General features: G+C 70.7%; 18 protein-coding genes. 6 read left to right on the top strand and 12 right to left on the bottom strand.

The genetic code is table 11. The annotated features are described in order from the left end of the window. The first annotated feature begins 43 nt into the window (after window positions 1–43). Entirely contained in the window at window positions 44–2,197 is a 2,154-nt protein-coding gene (locus ABZU74_RS05290; protein ID WP_355418737.1) for an MMPL family transporter, read from the top strand. A gap of 132 nt (window positions 2,198–2,329) precedes the next feature. On the opposite strand, the gene ABZU74_RS05285 is transcribed toward ABZU74_RS05290, so the two are convergent. Continuing rightward, entirely contained in the window at window positions 2,330–3,211 is an 882-nt protein-coding gene (locus ABZU74_RS05285) for a cellulose binding domain-containing protein (protein WP_355418735.1), read from the bottom strand. Window positions 3,212–3,417: 206 nt separating this feature from the next. Here ABZU74_RS05285 and ABZU74_RS05280 point away from each other — a divergent pair, with 206 nt between their 5' ends. Continuing rightward, window positions 3,418–4,059 (top strand): hypothetical protein, encoded by a 642-nt coding sequence (locus ABZU74_RS05280; RefSeq protein WP_355418733.1) that lies wholly within the window; start codon window positions 3,418–3,420, stop codon window positions 4,057–4,059. Window positions 4,060–4,125: 66 nt separating this feature from the next. On the opposite strand, the gene ABZU74_RS05275 is transcribed toward ABZU74_RS05280, so the two are convergent. Then, the gene (locus ABZU74_RS05275; RefSeq protein WP_030331398.1) at window positions 4,126–4,347 is read right to left on the bottom strand and encodes a hypothetical protein; all 222 of its coding nucleotides are present in this window, start codon (window positions 4,345–4,347) and stop codon (window positions 4,126–4,128) included. 67 nt (window positions 4,348–4,414) lie between these two features. Beyond that, window positions 4,415–4,690: a hypothetical protein gene (locus ABZU74_RS05270; protein WP_355418731.1), complete on the bottom strand. Its 276-nt coding sequence runs from the start codon at window positions 4,688–4,690 to the stop codon at window positions 4,415–4,417. A 179-nt stretch (window positions 4,691–4,869) separates the two neighbouring features. Here ABZU74_RS05270 and ABZU74_RS05265 point away from each other — a divergent pair, with 179 nt between their 5' ends. Continuing rightward, a complete protein-coding gene (locus ABZU74_RS05265; protein WP_355418729.1) occupies window positions 4,870–5,505 on the top strand; it encodes a hypothetical protein in 636 nt (211 codons plus the stop codon). A 5-nt stretch (window positions 5,506–5,510) separates the two neighbouring features. Here ABZU74_RS05265 and ABZU74_RS05260 read toward each other — a convergent pair whose 3' ends face one another. Together ABZU74_RS05260 and ABZU74_RS05255 are read right to left on the bottom strand one after the other, a co-directional pair. Continuing rightward, entirely contained in the window at window positions 5,511–5,879 is a 369-nt protein-coding gene (locus ABZU74_RS05260) for a DUF4180 domain-containing protein (protein ID WP_355418727.1), read from the bottom strand. Next, on the bottom strand, window positions 5,872–6,312 hold the full coding sequence (locus tag ABZU74_RS05255; protein WP_355418725.1) for a helix-turn-helix domain-containing protein: 441 nt from the start codon (window positions 6,310–6,312) through the stop codon (window positions 5,872–5,874). The genes ABZU74_RS05260 and ABZU74_RS05255 overlap by 8 nt, the downstream gene beginning before the upstream one ends. A gap of 172 nt (window positions 6,313–6,484) precedes the next feature. Here ABZU74_RS05255 and ABZU74_RS05250 point away from each other — a divergent pair, with 172 nt between their 5' ends. Continuing rightward, entirely contained in the window at window positions 6,485–9,892 is a 3,408-nt protein-coding gene (locus tag ABZU74_RS05250) for an AAA family ATPase (RefSeq protein WP_355418723.1), read from the top strand. A gap of 47 nt (window positions 9,893–9,939) precedes the next feature. Here ABZU74_RS05250 and ABZU74_RS05245 read toward each other — a convergent pair whose 3' ends face one another. Both ABZU74_RS05245 and ABZU74_RS05240 read right to left on the bottom strand, forming a co-directional pair. Continuing rightward, complete coding sequence (locus tag ABZU74_RS05245) at window positions 9,940–10,908, bottom strand: alpha/beta hydrolase (RefSeq protein ID WP_355418721.1); 969 nt, start codon at window positions 10,906–10,908, stop codon at window positions 9,940–9,942. A gap of 50 nt (window positions 10,909–10,958) precedes the next feature. Further along, window positions 10,959–11,264 carry an antibiotic biosynthesis monooxygenase gene (locus ABZU74_RS05240; RefSeq protein WP_355418719.1) on the bottom strand — a complete coding sequence of 102 codons (306 nt, stop codon included), beginning with the start codon at window positions 11,262–11,264 and terminating at the stop codon, window positions 10,959–10,961. Window positions 11,265–11,421: 157 nt separating this feature from the next. Here ABZU74_RS05240 and ABZU74_RS05235 point away from each other — a divergent pair, with 157 nt between their 5' ends. Further along, complete coding sequence (locus tag ABZU74_RS05235; RefSeq protein WP_355418717.1) at window positions 11,422–12,327, top strand: AraC family transcriptional regulator; 906 nt, start codon at window positions 11,422–11,424, stop codon at window positions 12,325–12,327. 71 nt (window positions 12,328–12,398) lie between these two features. Here ABZU74_RS05235 and ABZU74_RS05230 read toward each other — a convergent pair whose 3' ends face one another. From ABZU74_RS05230 to ABZU74_RS05220, 3 genes are read right to left on the bottom strand one after another with little or no spacing between them, the layout of a single operon-like run. Continuing rightward, window positions 12,399–13,256 (bottom strand): ABC transporter permease, encoded by an 858-nt coding sequence (locus ABZU74_RS05230; protein WP_355418715.1) that lies wholly within the window; start codon window positions 13,254–13,256, stop codon window positions 12,399–12,401. After that, window positions 13,253–14,266 (bottom strand): ATP-binding cassette domain-containing protein, encoded by a 1,014-nt coding sequence (locus ABZU74_RS05225; protein WP_355418713.1) that lies wholly within the window; start codon window positions 14,264–14,266, stop codon window positions 13,253–13,255. The genes ABZU74_RS05230 and ABZU74_RS05225 overlap by 4 nt, the downstream gene beginning before the upstream one ends. 27 nt (window positions 14,267–14,293) lie before the next feature. Next, on the bottom strand, window positions 14,294–14,848 hold the full coding sequence (locus ABZU74_RS05220) for an NAD(P)H-dependent oxidoreductase (RefSeq protein WP_355418711.1): 555 nt from the start codon (window positions 14,846–14,848) through the stop codon (window positions 14,294–14,296). Window positions 14,849–14,978: 130 nt separating this feature from the next. Between ABZU74_RS05220 and ABZU74_RS05215 the strand changes: the two genes are divergently transcribed. After that, entirely contained in the window at window positions 14,979–15,494 is a 516-nt protein-coding gene (locus ABZU74_RS05215) for a GNAT family N-acetyltransferase (RefSeq protein WP_355418709.1), read from the top strand. Window positions 15,495–15,518: 24 nt separating this feature from the next. Here the strand turns inward: ABZU74_RS05215 and ABZU74_RS05210 are convergent, their stop codons facing one another. After that, on the bottom strand, window positions 15,519–16,505 hold the full coding sequence (locus ABZU74_RS05210) for an aldo/keto reductase (protein ID WP_355418707.1): 987 nt from the start codon (window positions 16,503–16,505) through the stop codon (window positions 15,519–15,521). Window positions 16,506–16,588: 83 nt separating this feature from the next. Then, window positions 16,589–17,341, bottom strand: a complete 753-nt coding sequence (locus ABZU74_RS05205) for an SDR family oxidoreductase (RefSeq protein WP_355418705.1) — start codon at window positions 17,339–17,341, stop codon at window positions 16,589–16,591. Between the last annotated feature and the right edge of the window lie 56 nt (window positions 17,342–17,397).

Here is a 17,397-nt window from a genome sequence, read left to right as displayed (position 1 = left end):
TCCGGGCCCAGACGTCGATGGTGCCGAACACACGGGGGAAACCATGTTCGAGCGGCTGGGCAGATTCGTTGTGGGCAGGGCGTGGTGGGTGATTGCCGGGTGGGTGCTCGCGGCAGCCGCCATCATCCTCACCACACCATCGCTGAGCGACATCACCTCCGCCGATCAGGAAAGCTTCCTACCGCGCTCGTACGAGTCCGTGCAGGCCACCGAGCTCGGGCAGAAGGCGTTTCCGCAGCAGGCCACCGCGACGGCGATCATCGTGGTCAAGCGCGCCGACGGGCAGAAGCTCACGCCGGCGGACGAGGCGAAAGTAGGCCAGCTCGCCCAATCGCTCAAGGCCAAGAACATCCCGCACACGTCCGGCTACGTGACCGGTCCGCCAGCTGTGGCGCCGGACAAGTCGGTGCAGGTGGTCAACGTCGGGCTCGACGCCCCTGCCCCAGACGACCCGGCGTTGCTCGACGCCGTACGTGATCTGCGCGCGGACATCGGCCCGGAGCTGGCGAACAGTGGGCTGACCGCGGGCGTGGCCGGCGACGTGGCGAGCTTCGTCGACAACGAGGACACCTTCAACAGTGCCTTCGCCGTGGTCGGCGTCGCGACGATCATCCTGATCATCGGACTAATCCTGATCATCTTCCGCAGCCCCATCGCCGCGCTGCTGCCCGTGGTGGTCGTCGGCGTCGTTCTGAGCATCACGACGGGTCTCGTCGCCGCCGCGGGCAAGGCATTCGATCTCAGTGTCAGTCAGGATCTGCAGACGATCCTGCTGATCGTGTTGTTCGGCATCGGCACCGACTACATCCTGTTCCTGCTCTTCCGCTACCGGGAGCGGCTGCGGGCCGGTGACGACAAGCGCACCGCGATGATCGTCTCCGTCCAGCGGGTCGGCGAGGTCATCACGTCGGCCGCCGGAGCGGTCATCGTCGCGTTCCTCGTGCTGCTCCTCGCCTCTCTGGGCTTCTTCGGCTCGCTCGGCCCGGCGCTCGCGATCGCGGTCGGCGTCATGCTGGTCACCTCGCTCACTCTCGTCCCGGCGGTCATCTCGCTGCTCGGCCGGTACGTCTTCTGGCCGTCGAAGGCGTGGCAGCGTGCGCCCAAGGCGACCATCTCGCACCGGCTCGGCACCGTCGTCGGGCGCCGGCCGGCACTCGTCGCGGCGGCATCCGGCGTCCTCCTCGTCGCGCTTGCCGCAGGCGTACTGAGCTACAAGGCCGACTACGACTTCAGCGCCGGCTTCCCGCAGGACACCGAGTCGGCGAAGGCCGCGCAGGACCTGCAGCGCGGGTTTGCCGCCGGTGCGCTCGCCCCTACCGAGGTCTACCTGACCACCAGTAACGGGTTGCCGCTGACCGAGCAGCAGGTCAACGACTTCGCGGCGGCCGTAGCGAAAGCCCCGGGTGTGGGCCAGGCACAGCCCCCGGAGCGCAGCACCGACCCGAGTGTGGCCCGGGTCAACCTGCTGCTCAACGAGAACCCGGTCTCCAACGACGCGATCACCCTCGTCCGCGAGGACCTGCGCGGTGCCGTGCACGCGGCGGCCCCGCCCGGCACCCGGGCGTTGGTCGGCGGGACCACCGCGATCTTCGCGGACATCAACTCGGCGAACAACCGCGACCTGTCGGTGATCCTGCCGGTCGCGGCCGGCCTGATCGCGCTCATCCTCGCGCTGTTGCTGCGTAGCCTGGTCGCGCCGATCTACCTCGTGATCGCGGTGCTGCTCAACTTCGCCGCCACGCTGGGTGCCACGGTCTACCTCTTCCAAGGGCTGCGGGGCGAGCCCGGTGTCACCTTCCAGCTGCCGATCATCCTCTACCTCTTCGTGGTGGCGATCGGGACGGACTACAACATCCTGATGATCGCCCGACTACGCGAGGAGGCGCGGGAGGGCAACGAGCCACACGAGGCTGCCGCCATCGGCGTGGAACACGCCGGCCCGACCGTCGCGGCGGCCGGACTGATCCTGGCCGGGACGTTTGCGGTGCTCCTGCTTGCGCCGATTTCGTTCCTGCAGCAGATGGGCTTCGCGGTGGCGATCGGCATCGTGCTGTCGGCGTTCGTCATGTCGATGTTCTTCGTTCCGGCGTTGACCGCGCTGATCGGGCACAAGGCATGGTGGCCGGGGCACGGCGACGAGCGGCCGACCAGCGGGCCGCACACCCCGCCGGAGCCGGCGACCGTGGCAAAGGGATAGCGCGAGTTGCCTACGCGGAGGGTCTCGACGCGGTGCGCCGAGTGGCGGACGGTTCCAGGAGTGTCTGATGCCGGTGACTCATCGTGATGACTCACCGGCATCACGCCCGTCAGGACAACGGTAGGCCGACGATCAGGTGTTCGTGTCGCCGAACTGGCGTACCCCGTCGACGTCCAGTGTGATCCGGTCGTTCTCGGTCCATCGGCCGGTGGCGGCGAGCCAGCTCGGGTCGTCGCGTTCGTCGATGGTGCTCCAGCTGTGCCGGTGGTGCCGCAGCTGGATCGGCCCGGTCGACTGGCCCGGCGCGAGCGTGCCGTCGGTGAAGGTCAGCTCCACCCAGCCGGGGACCGGCGTCCCTGGAGCCGGGTACGGCGGCGCTGTCGTCGTCATCCCGCCGGGCGGCCCGCCTGGCGGGATGAAGAACTGCACGGTCTGTCGGATCCGGTCACAGCCCAGTGCGGCCCAGTCGCAGTTCGGCACCAGCGAGGTGTTGCCGCCCTCGAAGCGCAGGTGGTAGCGCACCTGCACCGTGCTCAGGTCGAGCGGCTCGGTGCCCGTGTTGGTGAGCTTCAAGAGGTGCTGGATCTGGTTGTTCGTCGGGGACCAGTCGAGATTGAGGTAGCTGACCGTCGCGCGGCCGCTGGCGGTGCGCACTGTGGTGGTGGGCGAGGTGTCCGAGTAGCCGCCGAGCGCGCGGGCGGCAATCGCGATCTGGTACGTCGTGCCGGGTGCCAGGTCGGTCAGCGTGATCGTGGTGTCGGTGGTGGAGCCGAGGAAGCGGTACGTGTTGGGCCCCAGCGGCACCTGCACCTCGTAGTTGATCGGCTGCTCCGACCCGGGCTCGACCCAGGTGGAGGGTGCCCAGCTGAGCGTCAGCTGATGTGGTTCGTTGGCCACCACCACCGGGGTGCCGGGGGTGCTGATCGCCGGGCCGTCGGCGCGGGCGGCGTTGACGGCGAGCAGGCTCGCCAGCGCGGCGAGGGCGATGGTGGCGGTGACGCGGCGAGCGGGCATAGCCGAATGGTATGCACAAGCATCGATGCCTTTGCATCGTCCGTCAGTCCAGTGACAGCGACGACGGATCCAGCTTGTTACGCGACGTAGTCAACTTGGAGATAATGCCTGGTCAGGTGGCTACCTAGCGTGAACCCGTCAACACGAACGGCCCTGACGTCGGCGTCGCACCTGCCGCCCCGTCCGGCCTCAGACGGGAGAAACGCATGCGTACTCAGAAAGAAACCCGGCGGTTCGACGCTCGAGCGTCCGTACTCGTGCTCGGTCTTGTCGCGGCCGGGGCGGTGCTCGCCCCCGCGAGCCCGGCGTCCGCCGCGGTCCCCGGTCTGGTGCGGGTCGCCGCGACCAGCGTCAGCGACTCCGCCGATTACCACAGCGTCACGGCGACCTGCCCGGTCGGGAAGGTGCTGACCGGCACCGGCTACGAACTCAACGGCGTCACCGGCGAAGGCATCGTCGACGACCTGCGCCCCAACGGCGGCGTGGCCACGGCACCGACCGCTGTCACCGTCGGTGCCTACGAGACCGAGGCGTTCGCGGGGAACTGGTCGGTGACGGCGTACGCGATCTGCGCCAACCCGGTGCCCGGCCTGGTCCGGGTCACCACAACCAGCGTCAGCAACTCGACCGACTTCCGCAGCGTCACGGCGACCTGCCCGCTCGGCAAGGTGCTGACCGGTGCCGGCTACGAGCTGAACGGGGTGACCGGAGAGGGCATCGTGGACGACTTCCGCCCCAACGGCGGCCCCGCGACCGCCCCGACGTCCGCCGCGTCCGGCGCGTACGAGGAGGACGCGTTCGCCGGGAACTGGTCCGACACGGCGTACGCCATCTGCGCCACGCCGTAGAAACCGATCAGCCGGTGCAGCCGCCCAGCGAACGTGGCGAGCCGCTGCACCGGCTGAGTGGTCGGCTCAGGAGCCGCCCTGGCGCTGGATCCGCCCGTCGCCCGAGACCTTGGCCCGGCCCAGGTCGCGTTCGGTGCCGGCCGGGCCGGTCGCGGTACGGCGGTGCCGTTGGTCGGGTGAGTGCTCCACGGGCGAGCCCTGGCGGCCCGGAGCGCCGCTGCCCGAATGTCGCCGGCCTCGCGCCGACTCGCCGCCGCTGTCGTGTTTGTTCTGCTTGTGGCTACCCATGGATCGCGCGTACCCGGTCACTGTGCGGCTAGTCCTGAGCCCTCGACGCTCACGGGAGCGAGCGGAGTCACGGATTCCAGTAGACGAGGACGCTGGCCTGGTCGAAGCGTCGCTCCTTCAGGTCGGCACGCTGGATCACCCAGTGGATGCTCGCGCCGCCCTGTCTGCCGCCGTGGAACTCGGCCAGCACCACCCAGTCACCATGGTCGGGTGGCCCACCACCGCGCACCGGCCCGTCGTAGCCGGACCAGCCCGAGGGGTTGGCCCCCAACCTCCACGTCGGCAGCGGGGATGTCGCCTCGGCGCGGACCTGATCGAGGATCTTCGCGTTTCGGGGAAGCACGGGAGCACCGTAGGTCAACAGTGCGACGGTCACGACCCCGCCGGATGCTGGCTGCCCGGAAGACAGGCGCCCCCGCAGTCGATACCGCGATTTGCCGTCGGCGGGCGGCAGGTGGAAGCGCCCAGCCCTAGCGTCCGAACCACGGAGTTCCGCGAGCGCGCGCTCCGAGGGAGGCGACCATGCAGACGACCAAAGGTGTGGTGTTGCCGGGCGAGCGAGCCCCGGTCACCGTCAACGTCGACCGCTGGCGGGCGGGGCTACCACCGGAGGTGTGGCCCGATTCCCTGCCAGCGAGCGGTCAGCTCTGGCGGCACGACATCTTCGCGGTGGCCGACGCCTACCGGGCGGGGTCCGCGAGCCCACGGCAACTGCTGACGGCCGTGCTGGTCTGGGCCTACGGACCCATCGGGTACGGCCCGTGGCGCGCCGCCAGGTCGCTCGACGCCGACCCGGACGGCAAACGCCTGGCGTACGCGCTGGAAGAGGTGTCCACGCCAGCGCCCGAGGAGGCCGCGCTGTCTACGGCCTACCGCCGCTTTCGCGACCCCGATCACGCTCGTCTGCCGTGGTTGGGGCCGGGCCTGTTCACGAAGGTTCTCTACTTCGCCGGTTACCGGCGTGGGGTGGGCGGTGTGCAGCCTTTGATCCTCGACCGTGTCGTGGCCAGCCAACTCCCGGCCGAGGCGGGTGTCGGCCGCCGCAATGGGTGGTCATCCGAGGAGTGGCTGGCCTACCTGCGCTGGGCGGCCGAGCAGGCTCGGGTCAGGGGAGTGGAGCCGGACGCGGTGGAGATGGCGGTCGCGCTCGACAGGTGAGGTGGCTATCCGGTGGCGCGCAGCCGGGCGTCCAGCGCGTCCAGGTCGGGGAGGAACCAGATGTGCCCGCCCTGGTTCGACTCGTGCACCAGCGCGCGCAACGCGGAACTCTCCGCGAGCTGCGCCGAGATGTCGCCGACGACGGCCAGTCGCAGCCGGTAGTTGACGAACTTCTGCATCACGTCGCCGGCGAAGCGGGTGCCCAGTGAGAAGAAGCGTTCGTCGAGCCGGTTGGCGGGCACGGCGACCACCTGGGCGCCGAGGAACGCCGCGCCGATCAGGTCCAGCGCGTCCTGCTCGGTGGCCAGTGGCGGGCCGTCGGGGTCACAGACCAGCACCGGCACTCCGGCGCGTTCCTGGATTTCGTCAGGCATCGTGGACCTCCCGGTCGAGTAGACCGTTGTCGGCGTTGAGCACGGCGTCGAGCAGGTGCAGCAACTCGGCGGTGGCGGCCGGGTCACCCAGGATGATGATCTTCATGCGGTGACGGTGCTCGTCGTACACCGTCTGCACCCGCAGTGGGTTGGCCTGGTCGTGGCCGGTGTTGGCGCTGGTGAGCACGAGCGTGCCGAGCCGGTCGGCGGCGGCTCTGTCGACGCCGTCGACCTGCACGATGCTCGACACCTCCGCCTGGCCCCTGGTGGGGGTGGTGGCCGGAGTCTGCCCGGTGAGGGTGTCGAGATCGCCGGCGGCGATCCGGTACTGCTTGCCGATCCGCACCGCCCGGAGTCGGCCCGAGCGGATGTAGCCGCGCACCGTCCGCACGTGCAGGCCGAGCCGGTCAGCGACCTGCTCAACTGAGTACATGTCCTCCATCATCGTTCCCTATCCTACACAGATAGGGAATGTTAGGGACAGGTAGGGGGCGACATCAGCTCGAAAGCGCCCGGTCAACGCCTGCGCTTCCCGAGGCCAGGAGAGGAGGCTGGACGGCTAACTCGCTCGCGCTGTCGGATGGTTGCAGTACCGTCTGGAAACCATGGACGCGCGGCGCGGCGACGCCATCATCGGGCGGGATCATCCCGCGGGCCTGCTCCGCGCCGAGTTGGATCGTGCCACCACCAGCCACGGTGGCCTCGTCCTGGTGACCGGCGAGCCGGGCATCGGCAAGACTACCCTCGTCACGTCGGCAGCCCGCGACGCCCGGCAACGCGGCGCGCTGGTGCTGGGCGCCGCCTGCTGGGATTCCGACAGCGCCCCCGGCTACTGGCCGTGGGTGCAGGTGCTGCGCGGCCTGCGTCGATCCGTCGACGACTGGGCGGTGGCGCGGCCGGACGCCGAGCCGGCCCTCGCGGCACTGCTCGGCGAGACCGACACCAGCAAGCAGCAGGCCGAGCGGCTCACCAGCTGGGCCGGCGTCGACACGGACAGCGCCGACCAGGAGGCGTTCGCGCTGTACGACGCGGTGACCGCCGCGCTGGTCGCGGTCTCCCAGCAGCGGCCGGTCATGGTCGTCCTCGACGACCTGCACTGGGCCGACCCGGCCTCACTGCGGTTGCTGAGCTTCGCCGCCCAGCACACCTGGTTCGAGCGGTTGCTGCTGGTCGGCACCTACCGCGACGCCGAGGTCGAGTCGGGCGAGCACCGGCTGCGCCCCCTACTGATGCCACTGGTCGCGAAGGCCACCACCATCACCCTCACCGGTCTCGCCCGCAACGAGGTGGCCGCGCTGATGGCACGCACCGCTGGGCGGGAACCCGACGACGACCTCGTCGACGAGGTGCACCGGCGCACCGGGGGCAACCCGTTCTTCATCGAGCAGACCGCCCGGCTGTGGCACGCCGACGACGCGGCCGGCACCATCGCACCCGGCGTACGGGAAGCGGTGCGCCGCCGCCTGGCCCAGTTGCCGCCGGCCGTGGTCGAGGCGCTCACCGTCGCGGCCGTGCTGGGCCGCGAGTTCCACCGTCAGGTCCTGGCGGCCTGCGGTGCCGCCCCGGTGGCGCAGGTCGACCGGCTGCTCGACCGTGCGGTGACCGCCCGGCTGGTGGTCGCGCGGGGCGGCGGCCGGTTCGCCTTCGCTCACGACCTGGTCCGGGAGACCCTCTACGACGGGCTGTCCCACGACGAGCGGCAGGCGCGGCACGGCGCCGTCGTCCGGGCGGTCGACGACCTGCGGGAGCTCACCGATCAGCTGATCCCGGCCGACCTCGCCCGCCACGCCTACCTCGCCGGGCCCGCACTCGACCGTGCGCGAGTGGCCACGCTGCTGGTCGCCGCCGGACGGGACGCGTTCGTCCGGCTGGCCGCCGACGAGGCGTCGGTGCACTTCCGTCGGGCGCTGGAGGTCGTCGAGGACCCGGAGCAACGCGTGCGGATCCTCGTCGAATTCGGCGAGGCGCAATATCACCACGCCGGCCAGGAGGAGGCCGCGGCACTGCTCGCCGAGGCCGGTGCGCTGGCTCGCACGCTCGACGACCCGGTGTTGCTGGCCCGCGTCGCCCTGATCGTGAACCGGGCCCGTCAGGTGGAGATCGCTCACCCGATCGACGCGGCGGAATTGGTGCGCGACGCGTACCGGAAACTGATTGGCGAACCAGCCCCCGACGCGTCGGTCGGCGCGCTGGTCGCCGACCTGATCACCGCCACCGAGACGATCGCCCGTCGAGGGCAGGACGACGAGGCGCTCACCTTCAGCCTCTGGGCCCGCCACGACACCACCTGGGGGCTGGGCACCGCGACGGCCCGCGCCGCGCTGACCGCCGAGATCCGGGAGGTGGCCCGCCGGACCGGAGACCGGCAGACCGAGCTGTGGGCCACCTCGTTGCGCTGGGTGGCGCTGCTGGAGCTGGGCGACCCGCACTTCAACGAGGAGTTCACCACCTTCGTCAGCGTGGACCGGCACGGCGACGCAACCCGGCACCGCATCGCGGCCGCCATCGACAGCGGGATCATCGCGGCTTTCCGGGGTGACTTCGCGGAGGCCGACGAGCGGTTCGCCGTCCTCGACGACCAGACCGACCCGAGCCACGCCGAGTTCGGGTTCATGGGCCATCACCTCCGCTGGTCCCGGTTGCTGCTCCAGGGTCGGTTCGCCGAGGCCGAGGCCGTGCTGGACGCGCTGGCCCCAATCGACTACCCCTATCAGGAGTTGCTGCGGGCGATCACCGCGGCGGAGCGGGGCGACGGCGAGACGGCGGTCCGGCTGACCGCCGGCATCGAGGCCGCCGCCATCCGCTACCCGCGCCCGGTGTCGCCGCTCTGGCTCCGGCTCCGCGCGCAGGCCGCCGCCGCGTCCGCCGACCCGCAGCGCTGCGACGCCGCGCGGGCCGCGCTCGCCCCGCACAGTGGCGAATGGATGGTCGGGCTCTTCGGCTGCGACATCAGCGGCCCCGTCGACCACTGGTTGGGGCTGATCGACTGCGCTCAGGAACGCTGGGACGACGCCATCGCCGGTTTCACCGCCGCCCGTGACTCCGCCGACCGGCTGGGCTCCCGTACCTGGTCGCTCATCGCCCGTGCCGGTCTCGTGAACGCCCTCGCCGGCCGGGGCCACCCGGGCGACGCCGCGACGCTGGCCGCACTGCGCGCCACCACCGCGCAGCAGGCAGCGGCTCTCGGTATGACGCAGGTGCTGCACCGGGTCGCCGAACCCGCCCCCACCGACGCGGCCGAGCAGACCACCACCGCACGCCAGGCCGTCGCGCCGGGTCAGGCTATCGCGCCGGCCGCAGCAGCCGGGCCAGGCCAGCTCACCGGGCCAGGCCAGCTCACCGGGCCAGGCCGCCTTCCCGGGTCGAGCCAGCTTTCCGCGTCGGGTCAGAGCGTCGGGCCGGCCAACGCCGGGTCAGGCCAGGCTGCCGTGCCCGGCCAGGCCACGGCGGTCCCGCCAGCCGGCGAGGGGTACGAATTTCGGCGCGACGGGCCGGTCTGGCAACTCGCGTACGCCGGTGTCGTGGTGCATCTGCCCGACGCCAAGGGTCTGCACGACCTGCACCTGCTGTTGAGTACGCCGGGCAGCGACGTGCCGGCGGTGGAGTTGCTCGACCCGTCCGCCGGCCCGGAGCTGGTCGCCGCCCGGCGGATGGGTGGTGATCCGATCCTCGATGACGAGGCGAAGGCCCGCTACCGGCGGCACCTGGCACGCCTCGACGAGGAGATCGACCGGGCCGCCGCACGCGACGACCATCGCAAGGTGTCCGCATTGGACGTTGAGCGGAGCGCCCTGCTCGACGAGTTGCGTGCCGCGGCGGGCCTCGCCGGCCGGAGCCGCCGCCTGGGCGACGAGGCCGAGCGGGCCCGCAAAACGGTGACCGCGCGAATCCGCGACACGCTACGCAAGCTCGACGACAGACACCCGGCACTGGCCGGCCACCTGCGCGAGTCCGTCTCCACCGGCAGCACCTGTCGTTACCTGCCGCCCGAGCCGCCGCCCTGGCGGCTCTGAACCCATGGCCGGCGCGCCGGCTGGTCAGCGCCGGCCATGGGTCGGGTTCAGTCCTTGAGGTCAGGGCCGGGTTCCAGAACTCGGGCGAGCCAGTCGGCCTGGGTGCGCCGTGCCGCGTCGGAGACGCGAACGTGCGGGAACAGCGCCGAGAATCCGTGGAAGCCGCCAGCCCACACGTGCAGCTCGGCCTGGCCGCCGGCGGCCCAGATCCGGGTCGCGTAGGTGACGTCCTCGTCGCGGAACACCTCGGCCGTCCCGGCGTCGATGTAGGTCGTCGGCAGGTTGGACAGGTCGTCAGCCAGGGCGGGTGAGACGTACGCGGAGACGTTCTCGCCGGTGTGATCGCCGAGGACACTGCGCCACCCGAATTCGTTCATCTCCCGGGTCCACACGCCGTCCAGCCCGCTGTACTGGAGGCTGGAGGTGCTGCTGTTGCGATGGTCGAGCATGGGGCACGACAACAATTGGGCGGCGATGGCCGGGCCGCCGAGGTCGCGAGCCATCAGAGTGACTCCTGCGGCCAGGCCACCTCCGGCGCTGGCACCGGCCACGACGATGCGGGCCGGGTCGATGCCGAGGTCAGCGGCGTTCTCGGCCACCCAGAGCAGGCCCTGGTAGCAGTCGTCAACCAGGGTCGTACCGGTGGCTTCCGGGGCCAGCCGGTAGTCGACGGAGATCACGACGGCACCGAACCGGTCGAGCCATTCCAGCGGGATGTCGATGTTCGAGAAGCGGTCGCCCCACATCATCCCGCCGCCGTGGATCCAGTACACGCAGGGCGCCCCGGCGGCACGGTCGGTGGGGCTGAAGATGGACAGCGGGATCGGAACTCCGTCGCTGGCGGGCACGGCGACCTCGCGCCGGGAGATCGCGCGGCCGTCCAGCTGGGTCTCGATCGACGGTTGCGGGAAGTGGCGTAGCTGCTCGATCACCTCGGGGCCGAGGGGTGGCATGTGCGGCAACTCGGTCAGGGGTACGAGCAACTCGGGGTCGATGCCCGGTCGGGGGAGGTTCATCAGGATCCTTTCGCTGGTACGGGTCGGGGTGGCGGGGTGTGGTCGCTGGCTCAGAAGGTGGCCTTGCCGCCCACCGGCACCGCGTCGGTGTACGTCGAGTCGCCAGCCAGCAGCGGCTGAAGCTTCGCGACCAGGGCCTGCGCCTGCTCCCCGGCGAAGAACGCGCTGTGCGCCTCGGCGCTGGTCCAGCCCTCGATCACGTGGACGACGTCACGGTCGGCGGCCGAGCGGGCCACGAGGAAGACGACGCAGTCGGGGTGGGGCAGGGACGGCGCGTCGAGCAACAGCTTGATCAGCTCGTCTGCCTTGCCCGGCTGAGCGGTCATGGTGGCTTGGAAACCGTGGTGAACGGTCATCGAAGTGACTCCTAATCGTCGCGCTCTTGCTGCGATCTCGGAAAACTGACACTTCAATGAGAGCACCGCCACCAGCGAAAACGTTAGACCGATGCTCTCCTGTACTTGTCTGATCCTCTCGTTGCGGCGAGCATCGGTCATCTGCTTGAATTGCCCCGTGTACCTCGATGAGCTTCGGGCGTTGCTGGCCCGCCACGCGCGCCCGGACATGTCCACCGCCATCGACGGTGTGCTGATCTCGAAGGTCGACCAGCGAACCGCTCCGACCACCTCGATGTCGGGCACGGTGCTCGCGCTCATCGCGCAGGGCGCGAAACAGATGGCGCTGGGCGATCGCGTGTATGAGTACCGGGCCGGCCAGTACCTTGTGGCGTCGGTGGATCTGCCGGTCACCGGCCGTTTCACCCAGGCCAGTGCTCACTTACCGGCTCTGGGGTTCGGGCTGCTGCTGCACCCGGCCACGATCGCGGAGTTGCTGTTGCAGGCGGCGCCGGGCGACCTCCCGTCCCTGCCGGGCGGGGCACCGTCAGGGATGGTGGTCAGCGACGCTCCCGACGAGCTCGGCGACGCGGTGGTCCGACTGCTTCGGCTGCTGGACCGGCCCCGGGACGTCACGGTGCTCGCGCCCCTGATCAAAAGGGAGATTCTCTGGCTGTTGCTCAGCGGGGAGCAGGGTGCCGCGGTCCGGCAGCTCGGCCTGGCCGACAGCAGCCTCAGCCACATCGCCCGCGCGGTGCGGTGGATCCGCGACCACTACGCGGAGGCGTTCCGGGTGGAGGATCTGGCCCGGCTGTCCGGGATGAGCGTGTCGGCGTTCTACCGCAACTTCCAGGCGGTGACCGCGATGAGCCCGATCCAGTTCCAGAAGCAGATCCGGTTGCAGGAGGCCCGGCTGCTTCTCGCCACCCACCCCAACGACATCACCGGGGTGGGCAGCCGCGTCGGTTACGAGAGCGCGTCCCAGTTCAGCCGTGAATACCGCCGCCAGTTCGGCGCGCCACCCAGCCGGGACGTCGTCCACCTGCGCGGCGTCACACGAGTCGACGTACCGGCGGTCGTCTGACCGTCGACCGACACGCCGACAACGGACGGGCGCCGCCACGGCCGTGGCGGCGCCCGTCGTTCGAACCAGGGTCAGCGGCGGTTGTACTTGTACATGGTCAGGGTGCCGAAGACGAGGACGAAGCCGGCGCTCCAGAGCAGCAGCCACATCGTGGCCGACGGGTCCGACTCGCCGCTCATCGCTCCCCGGATGGCGGCCACCAGCTGCGTCACCGGGTTGACCTTCACGAACGCCTGGAGCCAGCCGGGCATGGTGCTCGGCTCGACGAAGACGTTGCTCAGGAACGTCAGCGGGAACAGCACCATCATGCTGACCCCCATCACCGACTTCTCGCTGCGCAGGACCAGCCCCAAGAACGTCCACACCCAGGAGAACGCGAACGAGAAGACCACCAGCAGCCCGATCCCGGCGGCCGCACCGATCACCCCGCCTTCGGGCCGGAACCCGAGCACCAGCCCGAGGCCCAGGATCACCACGGCGGCGAGGATGTAGCGCAGCATGTCGCCGAAGATCATGCCGACCAGGGCGGACGGACGCCAGACGGGCAGCGTCCGGAACCGGTCGAAGATGCCCTTCTCGATGTCGGCGTTGAGGCCGACGCCGGTGTACATGGTGATCATGACGACGCTGGTCACCATGATGCCGGGCAGAAAGAACTGCAGGTATTCACGCGGGCTGCCGGCGAGGGCGCCACCGAACAGGTACGTGAACATCAGCACCATGATGATCGGGAACGCGGTCACGTCGAAGAGCTGCTCCGGCACGTGCTTGATCTTCAGCATGGCCCGCCAGCCGAAGGTGAGCGACGCGCCCAGCGCGCTCGGCCGGGGCGGTCGGGCACCGGGCGCGAGCACGGTCGCCAGCGCCTCGGCGGACGGGACGTAGACGGTCGGCGCCCGTTCGGTCGTGGTGGTCGTGGTGTCGCTCATCGGGCTGCCTCCAGCTCGTCGTCGCGCTCGTCGGTCGGCACGGCGGGGTGGTCGGTCAGGGCCAGGAAGACCTCGTCCAGGCTGGGCTGACCGAGGGAGAAGTTGTCGACCACGATGCCGGCGCGGGCCAGGTCGCTGAGCACGCGAGCGGCCTGGGCGCTGGCGTCGAGGTCGGTGCCGGCCTCGCCGACGCGGGCGGTCAACGCCATCGGGTCGGCGGCGAGCTGCACCGGCACGCCGAGCGCCTCGCGGAGTACCCGCTCCGCATCGGGGCGCTGCGCGGGGTCGCGCAGTCGCAGGTGGACGGTGCCGGAGCCGATCGACGACTTCAACTCACCCGGGGTGCCCTCCGCGATCACCCGGCCGTGGTCGACGACCGCGATCCGCCCGGCGAGCTGGTCGGCCTCGTCGAGGTACTGGGTGGTCAGCAGCACCGTCGTGCCGTGCGACACCACCGCCCGGACGATCTCCCACACCTGGTTGCGGCTGCGCGGGTCGAGACCTGTCGTCGGCTCGTCGAGGAAGAGCAAATCCGGGGTGTTGACGATGCTGGCGGCGATGTCGATGCGTCGCCGCATCCCACCCGAGTACTTCTTCACCTGGCGGTCGCTCGCCTCGGTCAGCCCGAACGCGGCCAGCAGGGCCGCCGCGCGCTCCCGTGCGGCCGGCTTGCGCAGGCCGAGCAGGCGGGCGAGGAGCACCAGGTTCTCCGTACCGGTCAGGTCCTCGTCGACGGAGGCGTACTGGCCGGTGAGGCTGACCCGGGAACGGACCTTGTCGGCCTCGGTGACCACGTCGTGCCCGAAGACCCGGGCCGAGCCGCCGTCGGGTCGCAGCAACGTGGCGAGCACCCGGACCGCGGTGGTCTTGCCCGCGCCGTTCGGGCCGAGCAGGCCGTAGACGGTGCCGGCGGGCACCTGGAGGTCGATGCCGGCCAGCGCCCGGGTGTCCCCGAACGAGCGGGTGAGCCCTTCGGCCTCGATGGCCAGACCGGTGGTGCGTCTACTCATGATCCTTACCTTTCGTGGTGGGCGTGTTCAGGAGACGTAGGGCCGTGCCGCCCGGCCGTCGCGCAGTGCCAGACCCCACCAGCGCAGCTGGTCGAGCAGGACGCCGACGTCGCGTTGCAGCTCGTCGGTGCACTGGGCGGTCGGCTCGCCGGCGAGCAGGTCGATCCCGACGACGTCGCGGACCGTCGTCGCGTGCAGGGCGGTGAAGACGGTACGTAGCTGGTCGACCGCGTGCAGTCCAATGGACCGGCAGCCGTACGACACGAAGCCGACCGGTTTGGCCTGCCACTCGTCGTACGCGTAGTCGATGGCTTCTTTCAGGGGTGCCGGGAAGCTGTGGTTGTACTCCGGGGTGACCACGACGAACGCGTCCGCCCGGCCCACCTCGCGGACGAACGCCCGGATGGACGCGGTCGGCTCGGCGGGGTAGGAGGCCGGGAAGTCGTACTCGGTCAGGTCAACGACCGTCACCGCCAGGTCGTCGTGCCGGGCGGCCTGCTCGACGAACCAGTGGGCGAGCCGGTCGCCGACCCGTCCCTCCCGGGTGCTGCCGACGATCACGGCGATCCGCAACTGTGTCATGGCCACCCCCTTCCACATTGAAGGCGCGAGGTGACGACACGCGCCCGCTAGATCCGATCTAGCGGGCGGGGTTCGAGGCGAAATGTCGGTGGGATCGGCTTGACTGGGGGTCGACGAACGGGGAAGCGGGATGGCACAGGTACGCATCGAGCCGTGGCACGAGGACGACCTCGACCTGCTGCGGCAGCTCAACTCACCGGAGACCCGTAAGCACACTGGCGGCCCGGAGACCGACGAGCAGGTGCTCGCAAGGCACGACCGGTACGTGCACTTCGCCGACACCGGGCAGGGCTGCATGTTCACGCTGGTGCTGCCGGACGGGGCACGGGCGGGCAGCGTCGGCTACTGGGGCCGCGAGTGGCGCGAGCAACAGGTGTACGAGCTGGGCTGGGCGGTGCTGCCCACGTACCGGGGGCAGGGGCTGGCCACGGCGGCGGTGCGCGCGGTGGTGGACGTCGCCCGCGCCCGAGGGGACCGGCGCTACGCCCACGCCTACCCCTCGGTCGACAATCCCGCCTCGAACGCGGTGTGCCGCAAGGCGGGCTTCACGCTGCTGGGTGAGACCGGTTTCGAATACCCGCCGGGGCAGCTGATCCGCGCCAACGACTGGCAGCTCGACCTGACCGCCCCACCGACCGGGAGTTGAGGTCGGCGGGGCGGCTGGTGACTGTCACCAGGTGGTGTCGAGGCGGTGCCGTTGCTCGGCGGTCAGCTCCAGATCGACCGCTGCCAGGCTCTCCTCCAGTTGCGCCACCGAGGAGGCGCCCACCAGCGGAATGGACGGCAGGTCGCCGCCAAGCAACCAGGCGAGCACCACCTGGTTGACCGTCGCGCCGGTCTGCCCGGCCACCTCCCGCAGCGCGGCCAGTCGTCGGGGCGCGCTCGGCAGGTCGTACGCGGCGCTGAGCGGCTTGTCCGCCCGCGTGAAGGCCCCCTTGAGCAGCGGCGAGTACGCCACCAGGGTCAGCTCGGGCTCGGCACGCAGATAGCTGAGCAGGTCACCGCTGACGCCGCCCGGCTCGCCGTCCGGGTCCAGCTCGCTGACCATGTCGGTGCGGTTCGGCAGGTAGCTGCGGTGGTACTGGAGCACCTCGTACCCGGGCAGGCCGGCGGCGGCGGCCAACGCGCGGGCCCGCTCCACCCGCCAGGCCCGGTGGTTGCTGGCGCCCAGCAGACCCACAGTGCCCTCGGCGACCAGCTCGGCGAAGCCCTCCACGGTTCCCTGGAGCGGCACGGTCCGGTCCTCGATGTGCGCGTAGAGCAGGTCCAGCCGCTCCACCCCGAGCCGTTCCCGGCTGCGCTCCGCCGACTCGCGGATCACCTTGGCCGAGAGGCCCTCGGCGTTGTCCAGGTAGCTGGTCCCCGGGGCCAGCGGTCGGGCGCCCAGCTTCGTGGCGATGACGATCTCGGCACCGACGCCCCGGCTGCGCCGCCACCGGCCGAGCAACTCCTCGCTCTGCCCGCCCTGCCCGCCGTCCACCCAGAACGCGTAATTGTCCGATGTGTCGATGAACGTGCCGCCGGCTTCGACGTACCGGTCGAGGATCGCGTACGAGGTGGCCTCGTCGGTGGCGCTGCCGAAGAGCATCGCGCCGAGGCTGAGCACGCTGACCTCGCGCCGGGTCGCCGGGTCGGCGCCGATGGTGCGGTACCGCATGGGGGTCTCCTCTCGTGCGCCCTACCGGTGGGCGCACAGGTCACAGTGCCGGCTGGAGCGCACTCCAGGTCAAGCGCTCATCGTCACCAGGGCAGCACGCCGTACCCACCGCCGCCGTCCATCTGGAAGCCCCAGAGCAGCCCGTTCGGCCCGTCGGCCGGCAGGGTCGCCAGGTGCACGCTCACCTCGGCGCCCTGCTCGGCGGTGCGGAAGCCGCTGTTGCCGTTCAGGTCGGTGGCGCAGTAGCCCGGGTTCGCCGCGTTCACAGTGATCGGGGTGTCCCGCAGTTCCTTGGCGTACATCGCGGTGAGCATGTTCAGCGCCGCCTTCGACGACGGGTACGGCACGGAGGTCAACTCGAACAGCGCGCCGTTCGGGTCGGTCATCACCGCGATCGAGCCGACCTCGCTGGAGACGTTGACGATCCGGGCGGCCGGTGCCCGGCGCAGCAGCGGCAGCAGCGCGTTGGTGACCGCCACCACCCCGAAGACGTTCGTCTCGTACAGCCGGCGCATCGTCGCCACAGTCGTCTCGCTGGGCAGCCCCCGCGCACCGTCGGCGAGGATGATGCCGGCGTTGTTGACCAGCACGTCCAGCCGGCCGTACTCCGCCTCCACCCACTTCGCGGCAGCGGTCACCGACTCGGCGTCGGTGACGTCGAGCGGCACGAACACCGCGTCCGCGCCGCCGTCGCGCAGTTCCCGCTCGGCTGCCCGACCTCGCTCGGCGTCCCGGGCGCCCACCAGCACTGTCATCCCCAGGGCGCCGAGCTGCCGGGCGGTGGCGAAGCCGATTCCCTTGTTGGCCCCGGTGATCAGGGCGATCATGTTCGTCATGCCGTCGAGCGTGTCCGTGCCGACGGCGTCCGGGGAGAGCCGGGCCGAGGCTGGGA

This window comes from Micromonospora sp. NPDC005171 (assembly GCF_040608575.1).
Classification (GTDB): Bacteria; Actinomycetota; Actinomycetes; order Mycobacteriales; family Micromonosporaceae; genus Micromonospora.
This window is presented reverse-complemented; position numbering and strand designations above follow the sequence as displayed.

Coding starts and splice junctions, on each gene's coding strand:
- ABZU74_RS05290 (WP_355418737.1), top strand. CDS start 44: ATGTTCGAGCGGCTGGGCAGATTCGTTGTGGGCAGGGCGTGGTGGGTG.
- ABZU74_RS05215 (WP_355418709.1), top strand. CDS start 14,979: ATGGCACAGGTACGCATCGAGCCGTGGCACGAGGACGACCTCGACCTG.
- ABZU74_RS05220 (WP_355418711.1), bottom strand. CDS start 14,848: ATGACACAGTTGCGGATCGCCGTGATCGTCGGCAGCACCCGGGAGGGA.
- ABZU74_RS05275 (WP_030331398.1), bottom strand. CDS start 4,347: ATGGGTAGCCACAAGCAGAACAAACACGACAGCGGCGGCGAGTCGGCG.
- ABZU74_RS05245 (WP_355418721.1), bottom strand. CDS start 10,908: ATGAACCTCCCCCGACCGGGCATCGACCCCGAGTTGCTCGTACCCCTG.
- ABZU74_RS05285 (WP_355418735.1), bottom strand. CDS start 3,211: ATGCCCGCTCGCCGCGTCACCGCCACCATCGCCCTCGCCGCGCTGGCG.
- ABZU74_RS05240 (WP_355418719.1), bottom strand. CDS start 11,264: ATGACCGTTCACCACGGTTTCCAAGCCACCATGACCGCTCAGCCGGGC.
- ABZU74_RS05265 (WP_355418729.1), top strand. CDS start 4,870: ATGCAGACGACCAAAGGTGTGGTGTTGCCGGGCGAGCGAGCCCCGGTC.
- ABZU74_RS05260 (WP_355418727.1), bottom strand. CDS start 5,879: ATGCCTGACGAAATCCAGGAACGCGCCGGAGTGCCGGTGCTGGTCTGT.
- ABZU74_RS05210 (WP_355418707.1), bottom strand. CDS start 16,505: ATGCGGTACCGCACCATCGGCGCCGACCCGGCGACCCGGCGCGAGGTC.
- ABZU74_RS05255 (WP_355418725.1), bottom strand. CDS start 6,312: ATGTACTCAGTTGAGCAGGTCGCTGACCGGCTCGGCCTGCACGTGCGG.
- ABZU74_RS05280 (WP_355418733.1), top strand. CDS start 3,418: ATGCGTACTCAGAAAGAAACCCGGCGGTTCGACGCTCGAGCGTCCGTA.
- ABZU74_RS05225 (WP_355418713.1), bottom strand. CDS start 14,266: ATGAGTAGACGCACCACCGGTCTGGCCATCGAGGCCGAAGGGCTCACC.
- ABZU74_RS05205 (WP_355418705.1), bottom strand. CDS start 17,341: ATGACGAACATGATCGCCCTGATCACCGGGGCCAACAAGGGAATCGGC.
- ABZU74_RS05230 (WP_355418715.1), bottom strand. CDS start 13,256: ATGAGCGACACCACGACCACCACGACCGAACGGGCGCCGACCGTCTAC.
- ABZU74_RS05250 (WP_355418723.1), top strand. CDS start 6,485: ATGGACGCGCGGCGCGGCGACGCCATCATCGGGCGGGATCATCCCGCG.